8 protein-coding genes are annotated in these 23,758 nt (G+C 66.7%); 3 read left to right on the top strand and 5 right to left on the bottom strand.

Features of this window, described 5'->3' with window-relative positions:
* Positions 1–21 precede the first annotated feature (21 nt).
* Positions 22–1,344: an ATP-binding protein gene (locus tag ACQ4OD_RS09715; protein WP_198753840.1), complete on the bottom strand. Its 1,323-nt coding sequence runs from the start codon at positions 1,342–1,344 to the stop codon at positions 22–24.
* Positions 1,341–2,024, bottom strand: a complete 684-nt coding sequence (locus ACQ4OD_RS09710; RefSeq protein WP_102683106.1) for a response regulator — start codon at positions 2,022–2,024, stop codon at positions 1,341–1,343. The genes ACQ4OD_RS09715 and ACQ4OD_RS09710 overlap by 4 nt, the downstream gene beginning before the upstream one ends.
* A gap of 200 nt (positions 2,025–2,224) precedes the next feature.
* On the opposite strand from ACQ4OD_RS09710, the gene dsbD reads away from it, so the two are divergent.
* From dsbD to dsbG, 3 genes are read left to right on the top strand one after another with little or no spacing between them, the layout of a single operon-like run.
* Positions 2,225–3,943 carry a protein-disulfide reductase DsbD gene (gene dsbD, locus ACQ4OD_RS09705; RefSeq protein ID WP_430944212.1) on the top strand — a complete coding sequence of 573 codons (1,719 nt, stop codon included), beginning with the start codon at positions 2,225–2,227 and terminating at the stop codon, positions 3,941–3,943.
* Positions 3,943–4,773 carry a TlpA family protein disulfide reductase gene (locus ACQ4OD_RS09700; protein WP_102684969.1) on the top strand — a complete coding sequence of 277 codons (831 nt, stop codon included), beginning with the start codon at positions 3,943–3,945 and terminating at the stop codon, positions 4,771–4,773. Before dsbD ends, ACQ4OD_RS09700 begins: the two co-directional genes overlap by 1 nt.
* Position 4,774: 1 nt before the next feature.
* Positions 4,775–5,533, top strand: a complete 759-nt coding sequence (gene dsbG / locus ACQ4OD_RS09695) for a thiol:disulfide interchange protein DsbG (RefSeq protein WP_102684968.1) — start codon at positions 4,775–4,777, stop codon at positions 5,531–5,533.
* A 92-nt stretch (positions 5,534–5,625) separates the two neighbouring features.
* Here dsbG and ACQ4OD_RS09690 read toward each other — a convergent pair whose 3' ends face one another.
* The 3 genes from ACQ4OD_RS09690 to ACQ4OD_RS09680 all read right to left on the bottom strand — a co-directional run bounded on the left by ACQ4OD_RS09690 (position 5,626) and on the right by ACQ4OD_RS09680 (position 23,651).
* A complete protein-coding gene (locus ACQ4OD_RS09690; protein WP_198753838.1) occupies positions 5,626–6,024 on the bottom strand; it encodes a hypothetical protein in 399 nt (132 codons plus the stop codon).
* Entirely contained in the window at positions 6,021–10,553 is a 4,533-nt protein-coding gene (locus ACQ4OD_RS09685; RefSeq protein WP_430944211.1) for an RHS repeat-associated core domain-containing protein, read from the bottom strand. The genes ACQ4OD_RS09690 and ACQ4OD_RS09685 overlap by 4 nt, the downstream gene beginning before the upstream one ends.
* A 150-nt stretch (positions 10,554–10,703) precedes the next feature.
* The gene (locus ACQ4OD_RS09680) at positions 10,704–23,651 is read right to left on the bottom strand and encodes a non-ribosomal peptide synthetase (protein WP_430944210.1); all 12,948 of its coding nucleotides are present in this window, start codon (positions 23,649–23,651) and stop codon (positions 10,704–10,706) included.
* Between the last annotated feature and the right edge of the window lie 107 nt (positions 23,652–23,758).

The raw sequence follows: 23,758 nt of genomic DNA, 5'->3' as shown, positions 1-23,758 counted from the left end.
TGCCCCGCGATAGGTATGAACTCAACTCCCCGAGCGTGTCGGCACCTGCAGGCACACCCGCAAGCCATCGGCCTGGCTGTCGAAACGCAGGTTGCCAGAACAGCGCTGGACGATGGCCTGGACGATCGCCAGCCCCAGGCCGCAGCCACCGCTCTGGCCGTTGCGCCAGAAACGCTCGGTCAGGTGTTCGAGATCTGCCGGCGCGATACCTGGACCATGATCGCGCACGAGGAAATCCACCTGGCCGTCCTGCGCCTGCACATCCAGCTCCACGGCGGCATCACCGCCATGGCGCAGGGCATTGTCCAGCAGGTTGCGCAGTGCCGCCACCGCCAGCGGCGCCGGCATGCCCAGGTAGACCCTGGCAGCCTCCTCGGGCAGATGCAGGTGAATACGGCGGTTGTCGCCGCCCCCGGCATCCTCGATGGCCTGCCGGGCAACCTGGGCGGCGCTGCACTGCACACCGTCATCGAACGACAGGCTGCCCTCGACCCGCGCCAGCATCAGCAACTGCTCCAACGTGCGGTGCATGCGGTCGGTACCCTGCTCGGCGTGTTCCAGGGCCTGTTCGCGCACCGCGCCGTCAGTCATGCGCGCCACCTGCAGGTGGGTCTTGATCGCGGTCAACGGGCTGCGCAGTTCATGGGCGGCGTCGTCGGTCAGGCGGCGTTCGCGTTCGAGGGTCTGGGCGATGCGCAGGAACAGCTGGTTCTGGGTGTCGAGCAGCGGTTGCAGTTCGCTGGGCAGGCCGGCCACCTGCAACGGCTCGACGCTGTCGGCGCGGCGCCTGCGCAAGGCGTCGCGCATGCGATTGAGCGGTTCCAGGCCCTTGCCCAAGCCGATCCACAACAACCCCAGGCTGCCCAGCAGGGCCATCAGCACCGGTGCCGAGGCCGCCAGCAGGATCGACTGGTTCAGCGCCTCGCGCTCCTGATGACGGTCGGCGGTGGTGATACGCACGTCGCCATGGTTGTAGGTGAAGGTACGCCATGAGGCACCATCGATGGTCTGGTCACGGAACCCACTGCGCTCGTCGTCCATGGCGCCATCGTGCTTGTGGTTGCTGGCGAGGATCTCGCCACGCAACGAGCTGACCTGGCAGGCCATGCCATCCGGCACACTGAACTGGTCGGCGGAGAAATGCGCGTCCTGCCCCTTGGCGGCCAGCGGCTGCGGCAACTGGTCGATCAGCCCCGCGACCATGCGCGCCGAGGCCACCAGCCGCTGGTCGAGGGAAAACATCATCTGCTGGCGCAGGTCACGCAGCATCCACGCCGCCGCCAGTGCCCAGATGACGATGAACACGCTGCCGAGGATCAGTGACAGGCGTACCCGCAGGCTCATGATGCGGCCTCCTCCGGCGCCTGGGCCGGGCCCAGGCGGTAACCCAGGCCGCGCACGGTCTCGACGATACTGTTGCCCAGCTTGCGCCGCAGGTGGTGGATATGCACGTTCAGCGCATTGCTCTCGACTTCGTCGCCGAAGCCATAGACGCAATCCTTGAGCTGCTCGCTGGAAAGCACGCGCCCCGGGTTCTGCAGCAGCGCCTGGAGCAGCGCCTGTTCGCGCCGCGACAGGTCCAGTGGCCGACCAGCCAGGGTCGCCTCGCAACTGCTGGGGTCGTAGCGCAGCGGACCATGCTCGATCACGTTCACCGCCCGCCCGGCCACCCTACGCAGCAGGGTGTGCAAGCGGGCGGCGAGTTCGCGCAGGTCGAAGGGCTTGAGCAGGTAATCGTCGGCGCCGGCCTGCAGGCCATCGACCCGGTCGGTGACCGCGTCACGGGCGGTGAGCACCAGCACCGGCAGGATCTCGCCCTGCTGGCGCAGGCGGCGCAACAGCTTCAGCCCATCTTCGTCGGGCAGGCCCAGATCGAGGATCATCACGTCGAACTTCGCGGTCTGCAGCATCTGCCGAGCCTGCGAGGCGCTGGCCACCCGGTCCACGGTCAGGCCTTGGGCCGAGAGACCGGCGCAGATGCCGCTGGCGATCAGGTCATCGTCCTCGCAGAGCAGAACGTGCATGGGGGGGCTCCTGGGTGGGGAAGATGGCATTGCACAGGTTCATCATTAAGGGGGGATTATGAACCGGTTTGGCGACGTTCGTCGGGCTGATAGCATCAGGCGCTGCAACGCCCCCACCGACGGTCCTAGGACCAGCTTAACCTTCAGTTAATAACCCAAGGCCAGCATGGCCTCCTTCAAAGTTCTGCCAAGGCGTCGACATGCGTGTTCTCCTGCTTTTCCTGACATTCCTGCTCGCCGGCCCCCTACAGGCCAACCCGTTCGCGGTCAAACCGGACTTCCTGCCGGTGAACGAAGCCTTCGTGCTGACTCACGACCGCCTGGAAAACGGCCAGACGCGCCTGCATTTCCAGATCAAGGACGGCTACTACCTCTACCAGAAGCGCCTGAAGTTCGACGGCCTGCCTCCCGAGCAGCACCCGCCCCTGCCCCAGGCCGAGAACCATCACGATGAGTTCTTCGGCGACAGCGCGGTCTACCGCACCGAACTCGAACTGCTGCTGCCGGCCAGCGCCAGCGGGGAACTGCGCCTGGGCTGGCAAGGCTGCGCGGACGCAGGGCTATGCTATCCGCCGCAGACCACCCCGATCGCCCTGGGCGGGGCGGCTGCGGCAACACCGGCTGCCGACCAGGCCAGCGACCAGGCCCTGGCCGGCACCTTGCAGCAGGACAGCCTGGCCTGGAGCCTGCTGGCATTCTTCGGCCTGGGCCTGCTGCTGGCCTTCACCCCGTGCTCGCTGCCAATGCTGCCGATCCTCGCCGGGCTGGTCCTGGGCAATGGCGCCAGCGCCCGACGTGGCTGGTGGCTGGCCGGCATCTATGTGCTGAGCATGGCGTTGGTCTATGCCGCCCTCGGCGTGATCGCCGCGCTGCTGGGCGCCAGCCTGCAAGCCTGGCTGCAACAACCCTGGCTGCTGGGCAGCCTGGCTGGTTTGTTCGTGCTGCTCGCCCTGCCCATGTTCGGCGCTTTCGAACTGCAACTGCCCGCCGCACTGCGTGACCGCCTGGACCGCGCCGGGCAAGGCACCCGTGGTGGCAACCTGTATGGCGCGGCGCTGCTGGGTGCCCTGTCGGGCTTGCTGCTGGGCCCCTGCATGACCGCGCCCCTGGCCGGCGCGCTGCTGTTCATCGCCCAGAGCGGCGACGTGCTGCAAGGGGCACTGGTGCTGTTCACCCTCGGCCTGGGTATGGGTGTCCCGCTGTTGCTGCTGGTCACCCTGGGCAATCGCTACCTGCCGCGCCCAGGCGCCTGGATGAACCTGGTCAAGGGCTTGTTCGGCTTCGTGTTCCTGGCCATGGCCCTGTACACCGTGCGCGGCCTGCTGCCGGAAACGCTGGTGCTGGCCCTGGCCGGTGCCTGGTTGATCGCCCTGGGCTGGGCCGCCTGGCCTGCCCTGCAGCGCCTGCCCGCCTTGCGTGCTATCCCACTGCTGGGCGCGCTGTGGGGCGGCCTGTTGCTGGTGGGCGCCGCAGCCGGTGGCAAGGATGTGTGGCAGCCGTTGCAGCCTTTCGCCGGCAATAGCGCGGCCACGGTCCCCGCCAGCGGCCACGACGCCTTTGTCACCGTCAGCGCACCGGCCGAGCTGCAGCGTGAACTCGATGCCGCCAAAGCCCGTGGCCAATGGGTACTGGTGGACTACTACGCCGACTGGTGCGTGTCGTGCAAAGTCATGGAGAAGCAGGTGTTCGCCCGTGCCGATGTCCAGGCCAGCCTTGACGACGTGCGCCTGCTGCGCCTGGATGTAACCGCCGACTCCCCGGCCAGCCGCGAGCTGCTGCAACGCTACCAGGTTCCGGGCCCGCCCAGCCTGATCTGGGTCGGCCCGGAGGGCGAGGAACGCCGCGCCCGCCGTATCACCGGTGAAATCGACGCCGCCGGATTCCTCCAGCACTGGGCCCAGACCAGGAGCCAAGGCTGATGCTCACCATCACTCTCGGGCCGCTGACCATGGCCCTCAACCACCTGCTGCTGCTTGCCGCACTGGGCATCGCCAGCCTGGTCGGCTGGCGAGTCGCCAAGCGCGGCGGCGAAAACCCGGAGTCGGCACTGTTCAACCTGTTCCTGCTGGGCTTGCTGTTCGCCCGCCTGGGGTTCGTCCTGGCCTACTGGCCGATGTACCGCGATGACCTGCTGCAAATCATCGATATCCGTGACGGCGGCTTCCTGCTCTGGGGTGGGCTACTGGGCATCGTGCTCGGTACCCTGTGGCAAGGCTGGCGCCGCCCGGGTTTGCGCCGTCCGCTGGGCTGGGCGCTGTTCAGCGGCGCCCTGTTCTGGGGGCTCGCCAGCCTGGCCAGCCACCTCTACAGCAAAGGCACCGAGCTGCCCGACATGAGCCTGCGCGACAGCCGCGGCCAGGCGGTGGCCTTGCATGGCTACCGCGGTCGCCCGCTGGTGATCAACATCTGGGCCACCTGGTGCCCACCCTGCCGCCGCGAGATGCCGGTGCTGCAACAGGCCGAGGACGACTATCCCCATGTGACCTTCCTGTTCGTCAACCAGGGGGAGACCCCTGAGAACGTCAGCACCTTCATGGCCACCACCGGCCTGACCCTCTCCAACGTGCTGTTCGACGGCACGGGCGAGCTGGCCCGCAAGGTCGGCTCCATGGCCCTGCCCACCACCCTGTTCTACAACGCCGAAGGGCGGCTGGTCGGCAGCCACCTGGGCGAACTGTCGCGCGCCAGCCTGCGCCACGCCCTGGAACCCTTCGAACGCGCCGATGCGCCCGCCCCACAAGGAAACTGACATGCGATTGAATGCACTGCTGCCCCTGACCCTCGCCCTGCTTGCCACCCCCACGCTGCAAGCAGAGGAACTGCCCAAGGCGATCCAGCAACTGCAAGCCAAGGGTGCCGTGATCAAGGGCAGCTTCGACGCCCCCGACGGGCTGCGCGGCTATGCCGCCGAGTACCACAACAACGGCATTGCCCTGTACCTCACCCCCGACGGCAAGCACGTCCTGGTGGGCAGCCTGTTCGACGAGCAAGGCAAGGACCTCAGCGCCGAACCCTTGGAAAAACTGGTGTACGCACCGATGAGCAAGGCCGTGTGGGCGAAGATGGAAAAGACCGCCTGGATCCAGGACGGCAAGGTCGATGCGCCGCGTACCGTCTACCTGTTCAGCGACCCCAACTGCCCCTACTGCAACATGTTCTGGCAGCAGGCGCGGCCCTGGGTCGACTCGGGCAAGGTGCAACTGCGCCACATCATGGTCGGCATCATCCGCGAGGACAGTCCGGGCAAGTCCGCCGCGCTGCTCGCCGCCAAGGACCCTGCCAAGGCCTTGCAGGAACACGAGAAGGCCGGCAAGGCCAGCTCGCTCAAGGCGCTGGACAAGGTGCCGGAGGCGGTACAGAAAAAACTTGAGGCGAATCTGGCGCTGATGGAAGAACTGGGCCTGGCCGCAACCCCGGCGATCTTCTATCAGGATGAAAAGGGGCAGTTGCAAAGCCAGCAAGGCGCGCCGCGGCCAGAGATGCTCGGGAAGATCCTCGGCAAACGCTGAAACGCGTCAGGGGAAACGGCTCAGGGCAGCTTTCCGGCTGGCTGCCCTGACCGCCCTGCCACCCTTTCTGGCACTGCGCACTGCGTACAGGATCACCAGCTTTTCATGGCGGTGGAGAAACACGGCGTTTGCCCATCGAAGTACAGTTTCACCCCCGTCGTGGTCAGCAGGATGGTCTGCCCATCCTTGCGCTCCGCCTCGAAGCCCACCCCTGCCTCGGTCAGGTAATCCTTGAACGCCTCCACAGACGTCGTCTCATCGATCGGATGCCGGTTGAAGGACATTTTGCGGATGCGCGAAATATCATATTGCACAAGACAGAGCTGGTTCATGTCGAACAGGTACTCGATACCTTGCGAGAACACCCCGAAGCGCTGATCCGGCTCGCTGATCATCTGCACGGTGGGTTTGTGAAAACCGGGCATGAGTGTTTCCAGAGAAGCCCCGAACCGCACCTGCAGCTTGCCCTTTACAAAATCGTCGAACGTCATGTGATTGCTTCCAGTAGTTTCTTGAACCTGACAACGCCTCGCTCCGCCTGCTGGTAGAGGCGGGTAGCGGGCTTGTTGTGCTTGAGGATCTGCTCGAAATCGGCAAGCGCCCGACGTGTCTGCGATACGGCTTCAGTCATGATGGAGGTGTCCTTGCCCATGCCACCGATGACTTTGTCCGCCTCTTTCAACATCTTCTTGTCCTTGATCAACTCGCCCCAGCGGAACCAGTCGCCATCATCGGACAAGCGCGCCTCGGCAACTTTCCGGTTGTTGACGTAGATATCGGCGTGCGGCCCCTTGACCATGACATCGTCGCGGTAAGGTTGCATCTTGGCATGACTGCAACTCAACCCCAGCGGATCGATCCAGGTCACCGGGTTGGGTGAATACTGGTACAGGTTCACGCCACCCAGCAGGCCGACAGGATCTTGCTGGGTGAACCGCCCGATATCCGGGTCGTAGAATCTGAACATGCTGTAATGCAGCCCGGTTTCCCGGTCCAGGTACTGCCCCTGGAAGCGCAGGTTCTGCCGACTGACCTGTTCGGATGCGTGCCACTCCTCCCTGCTGTTGCCCCACACCTGGAAATTGCCGTGCCAGACACTCATGCCGCGCTCATCAGTCAGTTGCTCTGGCAGACCGGCAAGATTGGTGTGGAAGTAGAAGACCCGTTCATGGCCAGGCGCTCCATCCACCCTGGCCAGAGGCTCGTGACTGGTCGCATCGGCATACAGGAACAGGCTCGGCCTGCCATCCTGTACTTCCTGCAGCAGACGCAACCCTTGCCACAGGAATTCGCTCCGGCTGACGGGTGCTTCATGATTGTCACGATAGACACGCTTGTCGACTCGCCTGCCCAAGGGATCATAGGCGAACTCGATTCGCTCGCGGACTGCTCCGCGTTGCTGCCTGACCCTGATCAGCCGATGCTCGGCGTCATACTCGAAATGCTGGACAAGGCGGTTGCCGCTGCGCTTCTCGCTGAGCCGGCCAAAGCGGTCGTAGCGGTAGCGTCTGTCCTGGAACACCTTGACCCGGTCATGGCGCACCCGGCCACCGACCTGGTAACCATCAAGCAGGTTCCCGGCAGGGTCATAGCCGAAGTGTTCGACAGTCGGCGACTGCCGGTGGGGCAACTGCCGTGATGCGCCATGGATACGTTCGGTGGGACCGTAGTCATAGCTGACGCGCCCACCAGCACCTGTCTGAAAGCGCCCGATGATCTCATCGAGCTCCACTCCCAGCCCATTGCCGCAGCGCTGGGCCTGGGTCAGTACCTCGCCAACGAGATTGTTGCCGGCATCGTACCGGTAATCCTTTTGCAGCAAAGGCAGTACCGCCTGTGCGCCATCCTGGTACTCGATGACCCTCTGCACCAGACGCCGCGTGCTGTCGTGGCGTGTCCTGGTTGACAATGCGCCCTGGCTTCGCAGGACTTCGGCGTGCAACGCATCCCGTTCGAAATCACTGATTACCCGGCCATCGAGGTTGAGCTGGTGAAGGTGCCCACTCCCGTAGCGCAGGTAATTGATCCGACGCTGGTCCGGCAAGGTCAGGGTCTGCAGGTTGCCCAACGGGTCGTAGCGGTATCCGAGCTGCCCGGGGCCGCAGCTTTCCTCCAGCAATTGCCCTGAAGCGTCATAGGCAAAGTCCAGTTGCCGGGATTGCCCAGCCTGGTCGCTGAAACGGATCGACAGCAGATTGTCGGCTGCATCGTAGGTATACGCTGTCAGCCCATCCTCGGTTCGCTTGCGCACCAGGCGCCCGGCCGCGTCATGCTCGAAGCAGCGCAACTGCACCTGAACGTCCGCTTCCTCAGGGCTGCCCGCAAGAGCGGGCTCCGCTGTACTGGCCGGATGCAGGGTCGTCTGGACGACGTTGCCCAACGCATCGTACGACAGGCTGTAACCACCGCCGTCGAGGTTCTTCTGGGCCAGAAGTCGATCCAGCGCATCCCACTGAAAGCGGTAGCACTCGCCGTTCTCGTTTTCCAGCTGCTGCAGGCGGCCGTAGGCATCCCAGCCCAGGCGTACGGTCAGGCCCATGGCATCGGTACGTTGCAGCAGCCGGCCGCTGGCGTCGTACTGCCATTGGGTCATACATTGGTCCGGGCCGGTATGGCCTGTCAGCTGGCCGGCCGCATCGACTTTATAGTGCTCGACCCTGCCGTCTGCCAGTTCGCGCTGCAACAGGTTGCCACGGGCATCGAAACGATATCGCATGGTACCGCCTTCGGCGTTGCGCAACTCGCTCAAGTACCCCTGCGGGTCATAGCGATAAGCCGTCTTTTGTCCTGAGCAGTCACGCGTGGCAATCAGCTGGCCTCGCTCATTCCAGCGCAACGAGCGGTCCTTGCCCTGCGCATCGACAATCCGCGCCAGTCTTCCCTGTTGATCATAGTCATAGCGGGTCTGTTGCCCGAGCGGGTCGATTTCGGCAAGCAGATTGCCCCGTCGATCATAGGTATAGCGACGCAACCGCCCTGCTCCGTCGGTGATACGGTCTGGCAAGGCCCAATGCTCGATGTAGCCGATGCTTTCACAACGCCCCAGGGGATCGGTCGTGGCGACCAGACGGCCAAGGGCATCGTAACCGTAGGACCACTCGCCCCCCTGTGCGTCGAGACTGCGGCGCAGCAATCCATCGACGTAGTCATACCGCCAGCATTGCCCCAAGGCATCACGGAAGGTATGGATTTCGTACAGCGCCCCCCAGTGATAATGCTCGGTGCGCCCCAGGCCGTCGACCACCTGGGTATGGCCTTGCTCAAGATCATAGGTGAAGCGGTACTCCTCGCCATCACTGCCCCAATGCCGCACCACACGCCACTCATGGTCTGGTTGTGCCTCAAGCAGTGGCGGCATGTGATAAGGCGTGCCGTCGAGGCTGCAGGGCTGACGACGGATGGCCGCAGAGGCGAAGCAGGCCCACTCGTACTGACGAATCGCGCCCGTGGGCAGCGTATGGCTGGCCAGCAATCCCTGGTCGGTGTAGGCGAAATGCCGCAGCACCCGCCCTTCGCCGTCGGCGACCTGTTCCAGTTGGCCCGCCGGGGTATACCCATACCGTGCCAGGCATTCCCGGCGCTCGACCACAAAGGCCTGGCCGGCCTGCAGGTACAGCCTGTGCACCGCCGACACGCGACGGGGTTGGGCTTCGGTGTAGTGCAGCTCGATGAATGTGCGAGCGAAACTGTCACCCAGAAACTGCAGGCGTCCCTGCGCGTCGTAGAACAGCTCCAGGGTATTGAGATTACGGTCGCCCAGCTTGACCAGCCGCGAGCGCCGGGGTTCCAGCGGATCGGTATGGAACACCTGATACAGTCCGCTGTTGATGTTCTCGACGATGGTGAAACCGTTGTCCTGATGGAAAAACGCCAAACCATCGAGAATGCTGACGAATGCGCTGCCGACCTGCAGGCGACCAAGCTCCAGCCGCGCACCCTCCTCGTCGACGTAGATCCACAGCTCTCCACCTTCCGGGTGCGCGACACGTTCCAGGCACACCTCGTAAGGCACGCTCCAGCCCATGCCGAACAAGCCATCGACACGTCTGTCGTTGCTGTCGTAGCGGCGCGCCCAGGTAATCGGCACCAGCGCCGCCAACCTGAAGTCCACATCCTCAGGACCGTCCTGGAACTTGCCGCCCGTGGACGGCGCCACTGGGTTGCCCACACCGCATCGGCGACCTTTGAGCATTCCCCTTCGACTGATGAGCATCCCCGCGATCAAGCCGATGATCTTCGCCGCGGCGCTCTTGCCATCATGGATGTCGCGCACTGTCAGCGTACCGCCGCCGATACGTACATTGGGCGAGAAGGTCATGCCGATGGGCCCGTCGCAGGTGGTCTTGTCCCCCACCCGGGCGGCGGGCTGGCCATTGATGAACACCTTGTCGGAGCCTTGGGCGACGAACTGTTCAGGCATCGGCGGGTGCTTGCTGCACACCGCCTTGTCCTGGGGCTTGGGGATCGTACCGGGTGCCGCGGGGGTCGTCACCGGTGGGTTGAAGATGCTGTTGATCTCCTGGGCCAGGCCGATCACCGGCAACACCATGGATGCCCCGACCATGGCGTACGCCCCGATATTTTCGAGGATCGACGGCTCCTCGCCCACGGCGGGCGCCTCGACCGGGCCACCGCTCACCCCGGCTGCGCGGGCGGCGAAGATGCCGTTGATGCGGGTATTGTGCGAGCCACTGCTGATGGCGCCGTAGGGCTCCGGGGGGAACAAGGAATTGCCGACCCAATTGCTGAAGTCGGATATGCGATCGCCGATACTCTTGTCCTCGCCACCCGGCAGCAGGCTGGCGGCACTGACCATGGCCCCGGCGATCAGCGGCGTGAGCACGGCGGCGGCACCGCCGGTACCGACCACCGCGACCACCGCGCCACCGATGGCGGCACCGACCGCGGCGACCGCCGCCGCATAGACCGCAGCCTCGACCAGGCCACTGACCAGCTCGGCCATCAGCGGCGGATGAAGAATGAGATCGCCCATGCGGGCGGCATGCAGGCTATCGTCCATGAAACCTGTGAAATCCTTGGCTACTGAGTGTGCAGCGTAGCACCGGCAAGGGTGGGTTTTACAGGGTGGCCCGGCGCCACATCGCCGCGTCAGCGCAGGGCTTGCCTGATCCTGTGGGAGCAGGCAAGCCCTGCGCTGACGGCAATGAGGCTACAACGCCTCCAGCTCCGCCATCAGGTCGCTCAACCGATCGACCTTGGCGTCGTCCAGCGCGCTGTCCTGCAAGCCACGCACATAGTCCGCCAGCTCTTGCACCGTGCTGCACTCGAACATTGCCCGCAACGGCACGTTCAACTGCAGGGCCTTCTGCACCCGCGAGGCGATCTGCGTTGCCAGCAGCGAATGCCCGCCCAGCTCGAAGAAGTTGTCGCGCACGCCCACCCGCTCGACCTTGAGCACATCGGCCCAGATGCCGGCGAGCGTCTCTTCAAGCTCATTGCGCGGCGCCAGGTAGGCCTGGCTGTGCTGGCCACCGATATCGATGGCAGGCAGCGCCTTGCGGTCGAGCTTGCCGTTGGCGTTGTGCGGCAGGCTGTCGAACCAGCCCCAGTGCAGCGGCACCATGTACTCCGGCAACTCGGCGCGCAGGCGCTGCTTGAGCTGGTCGAGCAGCGCGGTATCGGCACTGACGCCCTGGTGCGCCACCAGGTAGCCGACCAGGTGCTTGCCATTGACGCCCTCCTGCACGCCCACCGCCGCATCGCGCAGCTCCGGCTGTTCGTGCAGGCGCGCCTCGATCTCGCCCAGCTCGATGCGGTAGCCACGGATTTTGACCTGATGGTCGATGCGCCCGACGTATTCCAGCACGCCATCCGGACGGCGCCGCGCCAGGTCGCCGGTGCGGTACAGGCGCTCACCGGGGGCACCGTACGGGTGCGGGATGAACGCCTGGGCCGTGCGCAGCGGGTCGCCGACATAGCCACGGCCCACACCGGTACCAGCGACGCACAGCTCGCCCACCGCGCCTAGCGGCACCAGGGTCTGGTCTTCGCCGAGCAGGTACAGGCGGTTGTTGTCGGTCGGCGTGCCGATCGGCAGGTAGCTGCCCTGGGTCGAGGCGGCATCGACGCGGAAGAACGCCACGTCGTCCGAGCACTCCGCCGGGCCGTAGGCGTTGACCAGGCCGATGGCCGGGTAGCGCTGCAGCCACTGGGCGGCCAGCTCGGGCGGCATGGCCTCGCCGGTCGGCAGCATCCAGCGCAGCCCATCGAGGGCCTGGTGATCGTTGGCCAGCATGCCCTGGATCAGCGACGGCACACTCTCCAGCACTGTGATGCCGGTGGCCTGCACATGGCTCAGCAGGCCTTGCGGATCATGGGCGATGGCGTTCGGCACGATCTCCACACGGGCACCGAACAACGGCGCGGCGAGGAACTGCCACACCGAGATGTCGAAGCTCTGCGAGGCGGTCTGGGCGATCACGTCCTGCTCGTCCAGGGCCAGGTACGGCACCTTGCTCAGCTGGTTGTTGAGCATGCCGCGCTGCTCGACCATCACGCCCTTGGGCAGGCCGGTGGAACCGGAGGTGTAGATCACATAGGCAAGGTTGTCCGGCGCGCTGTGGATGCCAAGGTTATGGCTGGCCACGTTGCCTGCCTGCACGTCTTCCCAGACCAGCAGCTTCGGCCGCGCCGTGCCCGCTACCTCATCGAGCAGCTGGCGCGCCTGCTCGGCGCAGGCCGCGCTGCACACCAGCACTGGCGTGCGGCTGAGCTCGACGATACGTTGCAGGCGCGCTGCAGGCAGGCCCGGATCCAGCGGCAGGTAGCCAGCGCCGGCCTTGAAGCTGCCGACGATCATGCCCAGCAGCGCCAGGCCGCGCTCGGCCAGCAACGCCACCGGTTGGTCGATGGCCACGCCAGCCGCAACCAAAGCATGACCAAGCCGGTTGGCCGCCACGTTCAGGCCCGCATAGTCGTATGCGGCCGCCTCGCAACGGGCGACGGTGCGCTGCGGATGCGCGGCCACCCGTGCCTCGAACAGCTCGATGTAGCTCTGCTCCAGCGCATAGGCATGTTCGGTGCGGTTGCAGTCCTCGAGCAGGAAGCGTTGTTCGTCGGCCCCCAGCAGCGGCAGCTCGCCGACCTCGCCGTCGAAGCCCTCGACCAGCGCCAGCAGCAGGCGCTTGAATTCGGCGAGCAAGCGCTCGACGGTCGGGTAGTCGAAGTAGCGCTGGTCGAACGACAGGTGCAGGCCCAGGTCATCGCCCGGGTAGCACACCGCGGTCAGCGGGAAGTTGGTGTGGGTCCGGCCCGAATCGGAACTGGCGTCCAGGTGCTGGGCGTGGTCGAGCACCGCAGTTTCCACCGGGGCGTTCTCGAACACGAACAGGCTGTCGAACAACGGCTGGCCCTTGGGCAGTTCGCTGCATTCCTGGATCGCCACCAGCGGCAGGTACTCGTACTCACGCAACTGCATGTTGCGATCGAGCAAGCCTTGCAGCCACTGGCGCACGCTGCTGCGCTCGCCCGGCTGCGGCAACTGCACGCGCAGGGCGATGCTGTTGATGAACAGGCCGACCGTGCGCTGCATCTGCGGCAGGCTCACCGGACGCCCGGCCACGGTGACGCCGAATACCACGTCGCGCTCGCCGCTGTAACGGGCCAGGGTCAGCGCCCAGGCCGCCTGGGCGAAGGTGTTGACCGTCAGTTGGTGGGCCTGGGCCAGATCACGCAGGCGGGCGCCCTCGCTCACTTGCAGGCGGGTGTAGCAGTCACCCACGACCATGCCGTCTCCGGCGTGGTCATGGCGCAGCGGGCGGTCGCTGGGGATCGCCGTGGCGCGCTCGAAGCCGGCCAGGTTGGCCTGCCACCACTGGCGCGCCTCGTCGAGGTCCTGGCGCTGCAGCCAGCCGATGTAGTCGCGGTAGCGCGGCGGCACCGGCAACTGGGCCTGGCGCCCTTCGCCCAGGGCCTGGTAGATCTCGAAGAAGTCGTTCATCAGCAGCGAGCGGCACCAGGCATCGATGAGGATGTGGTGGTTGCTCATCATGAACCAGTAACGCGCATCGTCCACACGTACCAGGCGCAGGTGGAACGGTGCTTCGCGCAGCAGCTCGAAGCCGGCCTCGCGCTCCTCCTTGTGCAACGCTTGCAGGCGCGCTTCCTGGGTGTGCTCGTCGAGGCCGCGCCAGTCCTGATAGTCCACCGCGGTCTTGCCGGGTTTGTGGATGATCTGCAGCATCGCTTCGCCGGCGTTCCAGCTGAACGAGGCGCGCAACGCCTCATGGCGCGCCACCACCGCCTGCCAGGCCCGGGCGAAGCGCTCGGGATCTAGGGCGCTGTTGATGCGGTAGCGGTCCTGCATGTAGTAGATGCCGGTGCCCGGCTCGAGCAGGGTGTGCAGCAGCAGGCCTTCCTGCATCGGCGTCAGCGGGTAGACGTCCTCGATCTCGGCGGCCGGGATCGGCAGCGCGTCGATCTGCTCCTGAGTCAGTTGCGCCAGCGGGAAGTCCGAGGGGGTGAAGCTGCCGTTGCCGTCCGCCAGGCAGTGGGCGACCAAGGCCAGCAGCTCCTGGCGATAGGCCTCGGCCAGACGGGCGATGGTCGCCTCGTCATAGCGCTCGGCACTGAAGCTCCAGCGCAGTTGCAGCGCGCCGCCGTAGACCTGGCCATCGACGCTCAGCCAGTTCGGCAGCGGCGCATCCAGGTCATGGGCCAGGCCCGCCGGGGCATCCAGCGGCTGGAACAGTGCCGCCTGGTCGAACTGCTGGTCGAACTGGCCGAGGTAGTTGAAGGTGATCCGGGCCTGGGGCAAGGCGGCCATGCGCTCACGCCCGGCCTCGTCGGCCAGGTAGCGCAGCACACCGTAGCCCTGGCCTTTGTGCGGTACCTGGCGCAGTTGTTCCTTGATGCGCTTGATCGACGCGGCGCGGCCAACTTCGCCCTCAGCCATTACGGGGCTCAGGCTCAGTGGGTAGGCGTTGGTGAACCAGCCGACACTGCGGGTCAGGTCCATGTCCTCGAACAGACCATCGCGGCCATGGCCTTCCAGCTGCACCAATACTTGTTGGTCGCCGCTCCACTGGCACAGGGTACGGGCCAGGGCAGTCAGCAGCAGGTCGTTGACCTGGGTGTGATAGGCCGCCGGCGCCTGTTGCAGCAGCTGGCGGGTCTGCTCGACGTCCAGCTCGATGGCGATGCTGCGGGCATTACGGTGCAGGTTGTCGCCCTGGGGGTGGTCGCAGGGCAGTTCACGACGGGCGTTGCCCAGTTGCGCTTCCCACCAGCCCAGCTCGTCGCGCAGCGAGTCGCTGCCGGCATAGCTGGCCAGGCGCGCCGCCCAGTCACCCATGGCATGGGTCTTGGCGGCCAGGGTTTCACCGCGGTACAGCGCCTGCAGGTCTTCCAGCAGGACGCGCCAGGACACGCCGTCGACTACCAGGTGATGGATCGCCAACAGCAGGCGCTGGGCGCCCTGGTCATCGCTGACCAGCAAGGCGCGCAGCAGCGGCCCCTCGGCAAGGTCGAGGCTGCGCTGCACATCGGTATAGAACGCCTGGCAGTCCTCGAAATCGCTCACCGTCGCGGTCCATAGCAACGGCTGGGTGCTCGGCTGGGCGTACTCGGCCTGCCAGCGGCCGTTGGCCTGGCCAAAGCGCAGGCGCAGGCTGTCGTGGTGTTGCACCAGCGCGGCCAAAGCCCGCTCCAGCGCCTCGGCCTGCAATGGCTGGCGCACGCCGAGCAGCACCGCCTGGTTCCAGTGCTGCGGTTGCGGCACTTCGCTGTCGAAGAACCAGTGCTGGATCGGCGTCAGGCCGGTGCGTCCCTGACGTGCGCCCTGCTCGATCGCGCTCGGCGCCTCGCTGCGGGTCACCACGGCCGCCAGGGTCTGGATGGTCTGGTGCTGGAACAGGTCACGCGGGGTGAACTGCAGCCCCAGCTGGCGGGCACGGCTGACCACCTGAATCGACAGGATCGAGTCGCCGCCCAGTTCGAAGAAGTTGTCCTGCACGCCGATGCGGGGCAGGTTGAGCACCTCGCGCCAGATCTGCGCAAGTTGGCCTTCCAGCTCATTGGCCGGCGCCTGGTAATGCTGGCGCGCCTGCTCCAGATCCGGGGCCGGCAACGCGCGGCGGTCGAGCTTGCCGTTGCCCATCAGCGGCAGGCTGTCGAGCAGCACCAGGTGCGCCGGCACCATGTAGTCGGGCAGGTGCTGGCGGGCATCGGCCTTGACCGCCTCGCGCAGCAGGGCCTGGGCCTCGCCGTCGGCGCTGGCCTGCGGGCACACCAGGTAACCCACCAGCTGCTTGCCGCCCGGCAGGTCGAGGGCCAGGACTACCGTTTCCTCGACGTCGGCGTGCTCCTGCAGGCGGCTCTCGATCTCACCCAGTTCGATACGGAAGCCACGGATCTTCACCTGCTGGTCAGCACGCCCGACGTATTCCACCTGGCCATCGGCGCGCAGGCGCACCAGGTCGCCGGTACGGTACAGGCGACCACCGGCATGGCTGAACGGGTCGGCGACGAAACGCTCGGCGCTCAGGCCCGGACGGTCGTGGTAACCCTGGGCCAGGCCCGCGCCACCCACGTACAGCTCACCGATACCGCCCTGTGGCAAAAGGGCCAGATCGTCGTCGAGGATGTAGGCGGTGCGGGCACCGATGACCCGGCCGATCGGCACGCTGCCGGCGTCGACGGGTATCTGCTCCGGCGCCAGACAGGCCAGTGGCATCACCACGGTTTCGGTCGGACCGTAGGCATTGAAGAACTGCCGCGGCGCAAAGGCCTGGCGGATGCGTTGCAGGTGCTCGCCGGTCAAGGCCTCGCCACCGGTGATCACCAGGCGCACCGGCAATTGCTCGCCCTGCCCGGCCAGGTACTGGGCCAACTGGCTGCCGTAGCTCGGGGTGAAACCGAGCACGCTGACCTGCTGTTCACGCACCAGCTGGCAGATCTCCTCGGCGCCCCACTGGCCCTGGGCGCGCAGCACAACGCGGGCGCCACACAGCAGTGGTACCAGCAGGCGCTCGCTGGCGGCATCGAAATTGATCGAATAGAAGTGCAGCTCGCAGTCGTCGCTGTGCATGCCGAACTCGGCGATCACCGCCTTGCAGTGCATGGCGATCTCGCCATGGCTGACCACCACGCCCTTGGGCTTGCCGGTGGAGCCGGAGGTATAGATCAGGTACGCCTGGTGCTGCGGCAGGTTGAGGTTGTCCAGGGCCGCGTCGCTGTAGGCGGACAGGCTCGCGGCATCGTCCTCCAGGCTCCAGCGGGCGACGCCTGGCGGCAGTTCGCCCAAGGTCTCGAGCAACGCCCGTTGGCCGATCAGCAAGCCGAGGTGGCTGTCCTCGATCATGTAGCGCAGGCGGTCGAGGGGGTATTCCGGGTCCAGCGGCACGTAGGCGCCACCGGCCTTGAGAATGGCCAGCAGGCCCACCACCATCTCCAGCGATCGCTCCAGCGCCAGGCCTACTCGTACCTGCGGGCCGACGCCGCGCTCGCGCAGGGCCCGGGCGAGGCGATTGGCCTGCTGGTCGAGCTCTGCGTAGCTCAGGTGCTGGCCGGCAAAAGTCAGGGCCAGGGCCTGAGGGGTACGCTCAGCCTGGGCGGCGAACAGGCCGTGCAGCGTCTGGTCCAGCGCGAAGTCCTGCTCGCCCTGCAACTGGCCGATCAGCACCTGCTGCTCGGCATCAGCCAGCATCGGCAGTTCGCACAGGCGCTGCTGCGGATCGTCGATCAGCGCCACCAGCAACTGCTGCCAGTGCTCGGCCATGCGCGCGATGCGCGGTTCATCGAACAAGTCGCGGCTGTAGGTGAAGCAGCAGCCCAGGCGGCCGTCGAGGTCGGTGACCTCCAGGTACAGGTCGAACTTGGTGGCGCTGGCGTCGTTGACCAGATAGTCCACCTGCATGCCCACCAGCTCACGGCTCTGCTGGAAGGCCCAGCGCTGCACGTTGCACATCACCTGGAACAACGGGTTATAGGCGCTCGAACGCGGCGGCTGCAAGGCCTCGACCAGTTGCTCGAACGGCAGGTCCTGGTGCGACTGGCCATCGATGATGGTCTGGCGCACCTGGTCGAGCAGCGCGCCGGCGCTCATCTGGCCGTCCAGCTCGCAGCGCAGCACCTGGGTGTTGAGGAAGGCGCCGATCAACCCCTCGCTTTCCGGGCGGATGCGGTTGGCCACCGGCGCACCGATGCGCAGGTCGCGCTGGCCGCTGTAGCGGTGCAGCAACGCGGCCAGGGTGGCGGTCATGGTCATGAACAGGGTCAGGCCGCGCTGGCTGTTGAAGGCATGCACGCGCTTGACCAGCGCCGGATCCAGGTCGAAGCGGTACAGCTCGCCGCGGTGGCTCTGCACCGCCGGGCGTGGGCGGTCGGCGGGCAATGCCAGCACCGGGTGCTCGTCGCCCAGGCGGTCCTTCCAGTAAGCCAGCTGGCGATCGCCCTCGCCGCTTTCCAGCCATTGGCGCTGCCACACGCTGTAGTCGAGGTATTGCACAGGCAGCGGCGCCAGCGGCGACTCACGCTCGTCGACGAAGGCCTCGTACAGCTCGCCCAGTTCGCGGGCGAAGATGTCCATGGCCCAGCCTTCGGTGACGATATGGTGCAGGGTCAGGACGAAGTAGTGCTCACGCTCGCCGGCCTTGACCAGGCAGGCGCGCAGCAGCGGACCGCGCTCCAGGTCGAACGGCTGGTGCGCCTGGTCATCGGCCAGTTGTTGCAGGCGTTGCTGGCGGGCCTCGTCGGCCAGGGTACTGAAGTCATGCCAGTGCAGTTGCACGTGGCTGTCATCGGCCACGCACTGGTAAGGCTTGCCGTCGATGCTGGGGAAGGTGGTGCGCAGGGTTTCGTGACGCACGATCAACGCCTGCAAGGCGCGCTCGAAGGCGTCCACATGCAGCGCGCCCTGGAAGCGGGCCATGCCGCCGACGTTGTAGGCGGGGCTGTGCGGATCCATCTGCCAGAGGAACCACATGCGCTGCTGCGAGTACGACAGCGGCACCGCCTGGCGGCGGTCGACACGGGCGATGGCGCCTTGCAGGTTGCGTGCGCCGCAGCCCCGCAGACGGGCAATCTCGGCGCAGAACGCGCCCAGCTCGCTGGCCTCGAACAAGGCCTTGAGCGGCAACTCGACATCCAGCGCCTGGCGGGTGCGCGAGACGATCTGGGTGGCCAGCAGCGAGTGGCCGCCGAGGGCGAAGAAGTCATCCTGCAAGCCGACCTGCGGCCGGCCCAGCACTTCGCGCCAGATCGCCGCGACCTGTTGTTGCAACGCGCTTTGCGGCTCGACATGTTCACGTTGCTGCCAGACCGGGGCCGGCAGCGCCTTGCGATCGACCTTGCCGCTCGGCCCCAGGGGCAGCTGCGCAAGATGGATGAGTTGTGCCGGCACCATGTAGGCCGGCAGGCGCTCGGCCAATGCGGCCAGCAGCGCCTCGGTCTGCTCGACACCACTGTAGTAGCCCACCAGCTGGGCACCGACGGCATCCTTGTGGATCAGCACCAGTGCCTGGGCGACACCCGGCTCGGCCAGCAGCACCGCCTGCACCTCCTCCGGCTCGACGCGGAAGCCACGCACCTTGACCTGCTGGTCGAGGCGCCCCAGGTACTCCAGGGCCTGGCTCGGCACATGCCAGCGGGCGCGGTCGCCGCTGCGGTACAGCCGTGCGCCGTCGCCATCGGGCTGCGGCACGAAGCGCTCGGCGGTCAGCCCCGGGCGGCCGAGGTAGCCGCGGGCCAGGCCCGCGCCCCCCAGGCACAGCTCGCCGGGCACGCCCGGCGCGGTCAACTCGAACTCATCGTCCAGCACCCGGCACAGCACGTTGCCCAGCGGGCGACCAATGGGCGAGCGCTCGCCGTCATTCGCCTGGCAGTGCCAGTGGGTGACGTTGATCGCGGTTTCGGTCGGGCCGTAGCGGTTGTGCAGTTGCGCCTGTGGCAGCAGTTGCAGCACGCGGTCACGCAAGGCCGCGGACAGCGCCTCGCCACCGGAGAACAACCGGCGCAGGCTGGTGCAGCCGGCGGCCAACGGCTCCTGGACGAACACCTGCAGCAACGGCGGCACGAAGTGCAGCGTGGTCACCGCGTGTTGCTGGATCAGCTGGGCGATGCGCTGCGGATCACGATGTTCGCCGGGGCCGGCCAGGACCAGCTTGCAACCGGTGAGCAGCGGCCAGAAGCACTCCCACACCGACACGTCGAAGCTGATCGGCGCCTTCTGCATCAGCACGTCGCTGTCATCCAGCGCATAGCTGGCCTGCATCCACTGCAGGCGCTCGGCCAGCGCGGCATGGGTATTGCCTACGCCCTTGGGCTGGCCGGTGGAACCGGAGGTGTAGATCACATAGGCCAAGTTGTCGCCGTGCAGGTGCAGGCCGGGGGCCTGGCTTGGCCAGCTGTCCAGGTGCAGCTGGTCGAGGGCGATGGCGCTCACGCCTTCGACCTGCGGCAGTTTGTCGAGCAGGCTGCTGTGGCTGAGCAGCAGGCCGGCCTGGCAATCACCGAGCATGTAGGCCAGGCGCTCGGCCGGGTAGTCGGTATCCAGCGGCACGTAGGCGCCTCCGGCCTTGAGAATGGCCAGCAGGCCGACCAGCAGCTGCGGCGAACGCTCCAGGGCAATCGCCACGCAAGTGTCCGGACCGACGCCCTTGTCGCGCAGGTAGTGCGCCAGGCGGTTGGCCTGCTGGTGCAGTTCGGCATAGCTCAGCTGACCACCCTCCCACACCAGCGCGGTGCGTTCGGGGGTCATGCGGGCCTGTTCATTGAGTTGCTCGACCAGCAGGCGCGGCGCGCTCGCCATGGGCGCCTGGCCCCACTCGAGCAGTTGCGTCTGGCTGTGCTCGTCGAGCAGGCGCACCTCGCCGAGGGGCAACTGCGGCTCGGCGCAGACCTGCTCGAGCAAGGCCAGCAGATGGCTGGCCAGGCGTTTGACGGTGGCCGCCTCGAACAATCCGGCGGCGTAGTCGAAGGCCAGCGTCAGGCGGCCCTGGTGGTCTTCCTCGCTGTGCAACTGCAGGTCGAACTTGGCTTCGCGGCTGTGCCAGGGCAGCTCTTCGGCCAGCACGCCGGGCAGGCGGCGCAACGCCGACAGGTCGCGTTGCTGGTGATTGAACATGACCTGGAACAGACCCTGTTCACGGGCCTGCGGCAGCGCCTCGAGCAGTTGCTCGAAGGGCAGGTCCTGATGGGCCTGGGCCTCGAGTGTGACCTGGCGTGCCTGGGCCAGCAGCCCGGCGAACGGCAGACGGCCGTCGAGCTCGGCGCGCAGCACCTGGGTGTTGATGAAGAAACCAACCATGCCCTGGGTTTCCAGGCGCGGACGGTTGGCATTGGGCACGCCGATACGGATATCGCCTTGGCCGCTGTAGCGGTGCAGCAGGGCCTGCCAGCCGGCCAGCAGGACCATGAACAGGCTGGCCTGCTGGTCGCGGGCCAGATCCTTGAGGGCGCTGGTCAGCGCCGCAGGCACCTTGAGCGTGTGGCGCGCGGCAAGGCTGTGCTGCCGGCTGGCGCGGGGCTGGTCGGTACACAGGTCGAGCACCGGCAGTTCATCACCCAGCTTGTTCTTCCAGTAGTCGAGCTGGCGGGCGCTTTCGCCATCGGCCAGCCACTGGCGCTGCCACTGACCGTAGTCGGCGTAGCCCAGCGTCAGTTCGGGCAGTTGCACAGCCTGGCCCTGGGCCGCGTACAGACGGGCGAACTCATCCAGCAGGATGTTCAGCGACCAGCCGTCGGCGACGATGTGGTGCAGGGTCACCCACAGCTGGTGTTCTTCGTCGTCCAGGCGGGCCAGGGTCACCCGCAGGAGCGGCCCCTGGCGCAGATCGAAGGGCTGCTGCGCCTCATCCTCGCGGCGCGCGGCCACCTCGGCGGGAGACTGCCCTTCGAGCTCCAGATGACGCAGGGTGAACGCCTGGCTCGGCAGGATGCGTTGCACGGCCTGGCCGTCGACTTCGTCGAACAGCGTGCGCAAGGATTCATGGCGTGCCACCAGAGCCTGGAAGCTGGCCTGCAGCGCCGCGACATCCAGCTCGCCGCGCAGGTGCAGGCCAGCGGGGATGTTGTAGGCGGCGGACTGCGGCTCCAGTTGCCACAACAGCCACAGGCGGTTCTGTGCCAGCGACTGCGGCAGGGCCTGGTCGCGAGCCTGGGTTTCGATGGTGCCGGCGGCGCTGCCACCTTCGGCGAGGACGGCCGCCACGGCGGCGCTGTACTCGGCCAGGGTCGGTGCCTCGAACAGGGTACGCAGGCTGAGCTGGATGCCCAGTTCGTCACCCAGGCGCGCGGTTACCTGGGTGGCCGCGATGGAGTTGCCACCCAGCAGCAGGAAGTGGTCGTCCGCCGCCACCGCCTCGACCTTGAGCAGTTCACGCCAGATACCCGCGATCCGTGCCTGCAGGTCGTCACCGGCCACGCCATTGCCCTGCTCCGTTTGCGCCGTCGGGAACCGCGCATAGATATCCAGGCTGCTGTCGTTCATGCGCAGGCGGCAGGCCGAGCGCTGCAGCTTGCCGCTGGAGGTCTTGGGCAAGGCACCCGGGTTGAGCAGCAACACCACGGCCGGCGCCTGGCGGCAGGCATCGGCAATGACCCGGCGCAGGGTATTGATCAGCGCCTCGGGCGTGTGCGCCTTCTGCACATTGCGGCTGATCTCCACCGCCACGCCGATGCCCTCCTCGCCCTGGTCGTCGACGGCGAACACCGCTACCCGGCCCTTGCGCAGCACATCGACTTCACGCTCGAGGGTCTTTTCCAGGTCTTGCGGATAGATATTCTGGCCACGGACGATAAGCATGTCCTTCAGCCGCCCGGTGACGAACACTTCGCCATCGCGCATGAAGCCGAGATCGCCGGTGCGCAGCCAAGTCTGGCCGTCACGCTCGACAAAGGTCCGGGCGCTGGCCTCGGGGTTGCGCCAGTAGCCCAGGGCGATACTCGGGCCGCCGGCCCAGATCTCGCCGACCCGGTTGTCCTCCAGCACCTCCAGGCGCTGCGGGTCGACAATGCACACCGCGTGGCCCGGCTGCGGGTAGCCGCAGCTCATCAGCACGCTGCCCTGGCCGGGCTCGGCGCGGTTGGCGGCGAAGGCCCCGGCATCCAGTTCCAGGGCGCCGATGCCCTGGCCACGGCGACTGCCGCTGACGAACAGGGTGGCCTCGGCCAGGCCGTAGCTGGCGAAGAAGCTGCTGGCGTCGAAGCCACAGGCGGCAAATTTTTCGGCGAAGGTGTCGAGGCTGTCCTGGCGGATCGGCTCGGAACCGGAATAGGCCACGCGCCAGCGGCTCAGGTCCAGTCCGGCGAGTGCCGCCTCGCTGACGCGCTCGCTGCACAGTCGGTAGGCGAAATCCGGGCCACCGCTGATGGTGCCGCCGTAATCGCTGATCGCCTGCAGCCAGCGCAGCGGTCGGGCGAGGAAGTAACCCGGCGACATCAACACGCAAGGCACGCCGCTGAAGATCGGCTGCAGCAGGCCACCGATCAGGCCCATGTCGTGGTACAGCGGCAGCCAGCTGACGATCACGTCGTCCGGGTTCAGGTCGATGCCGAATCCCTGGCGGATCAGCTGTTCGTTGGCCACCAGGTTGCCGTGGCTGACCTGCACACCCTTGGGCAACGCGGTGGAGCCGGAGGTGTATTGCAGGAAGGCGATGTCTCTGCCTTCCAGCCTCGGTTCGCGCCACTGCGCGGCCAGCTGCGAATCCAGGCGGTCCACGGCCAGCAGGCTCGGAGCGTTGGCCCCGGCCAGGGCCTCGAGGCCCTGCAAACTGTCACACAGCGCCTCTACCGTCAGCAGCAGGCGCGGCTCGGCGTCGTCGATGATCGACAGCAAGCGTTCCTGATGGTGCTGGCGCGAAGACTCCGGCGGGTAGGCCGGCACGGCGATCACCCCGGCGTACAGGCAGCCGAAGAACGCCGCGACATAGTCCGGCCCACTAGGGAACAGCAGTACCGCACGCTCGCCGAACCCGGCTCGCGCCTGCAACGCTGCGGCGATGGTCCGCGCACGCTGGTCGAGGTCCCGATAACTGAGCACCGCCTGCTCGCCGGGCGCGTCAGCGAGGAAGCGCAAGGCGATGCGCTCCGGGGTCTGGGCGGCGCGTTGCGCCAGGGCCTGGACCAGCGAGTGCGGGAGTTCGAAGGCGTCCGTCATGGAATGTTCCTGCCAGTGTCTGGGTGAGTCGCGCCTGACTGGCCCGCGCACGACAGGCGGGCAGTGTTCGGCAGCCGAGATGTACACAGGGGAACGGATGGGCGGGG

Source organism: Pseudomonas sp. WC1, assembly GCF_050586565.1.
Lineage (GTDB): Bacteria > Pseudomonadota > Gammaproteobacteria > Pseudomonadales > Pseudomonadaceae > Aquipseudomonas.
Note: the sequence above shows the minus strand (reverse complement) of the source record. Positions and strands in the feature narration are given on the sequence as shown.

Excerpts from the sequence above, each read along its gene's own strand:
- ACQ4OD_RS09715 (WP_198753840.1), bottom strand. The coding sequence starts at position 1,344 with ATGAGCCTGCGGGTACGCCTGTCACTGATCCTCGGCAGCGTGTTCATC.
- ACQ4OD_RS09710 (WP_102683106.1), bottom strand. The coding sequence starts at position 2,024 with ATGCACGTTCTGCTCTGCGAGGACGATGACCTGATCGCCAGCGGCATC.
- dsbD (WP_430944212.1), top strand. The coding sequence starts at position 2,225 with ATGCGTGTTCTCCTGCTTTTCCTGACATTCCTGCTCGCCGGCCCCCTA.
- ACQ4OD_RS09700 (WP_102684969.1), top strand. The coding sequence starts at position 3,943 with ATGCTCACCATCACTCTCGGGCCGCTGACCATGGCCCTCAACCACCTG.
- dsbG (WP_102684968.1), top strand. The coding sequence starts at position 4,775 with ATGCGATTGAATGCACTGCTGCCCCTGACCCTCGCCCTGCTTGCCACC.
- ACQ4OD_RS09690 (WP_198753838.1), bottom strand. The coding sequence starts at position 6,024 with ATGACGTTCGACGATTTTGTAAAGGGCAAGCTGCAGGTGCGGTTCGGG.
- ACQ4OD_RS09685 (WP_430944211.1), bottom strand. The coding sequence starts at position 10,553 with ATGGACGATAGCCTGCATGCCGCCCGCATGGGCGATCTCATTCTTCAT.
- ACQ4OD_RS09680 (WP_430944210.1), bottom strand. The coding sequence starts at position 23,651 with ATGACGGACGCCTTCGAACTCCCGCACTCGCTGGTCCAGGCCCTGGCG.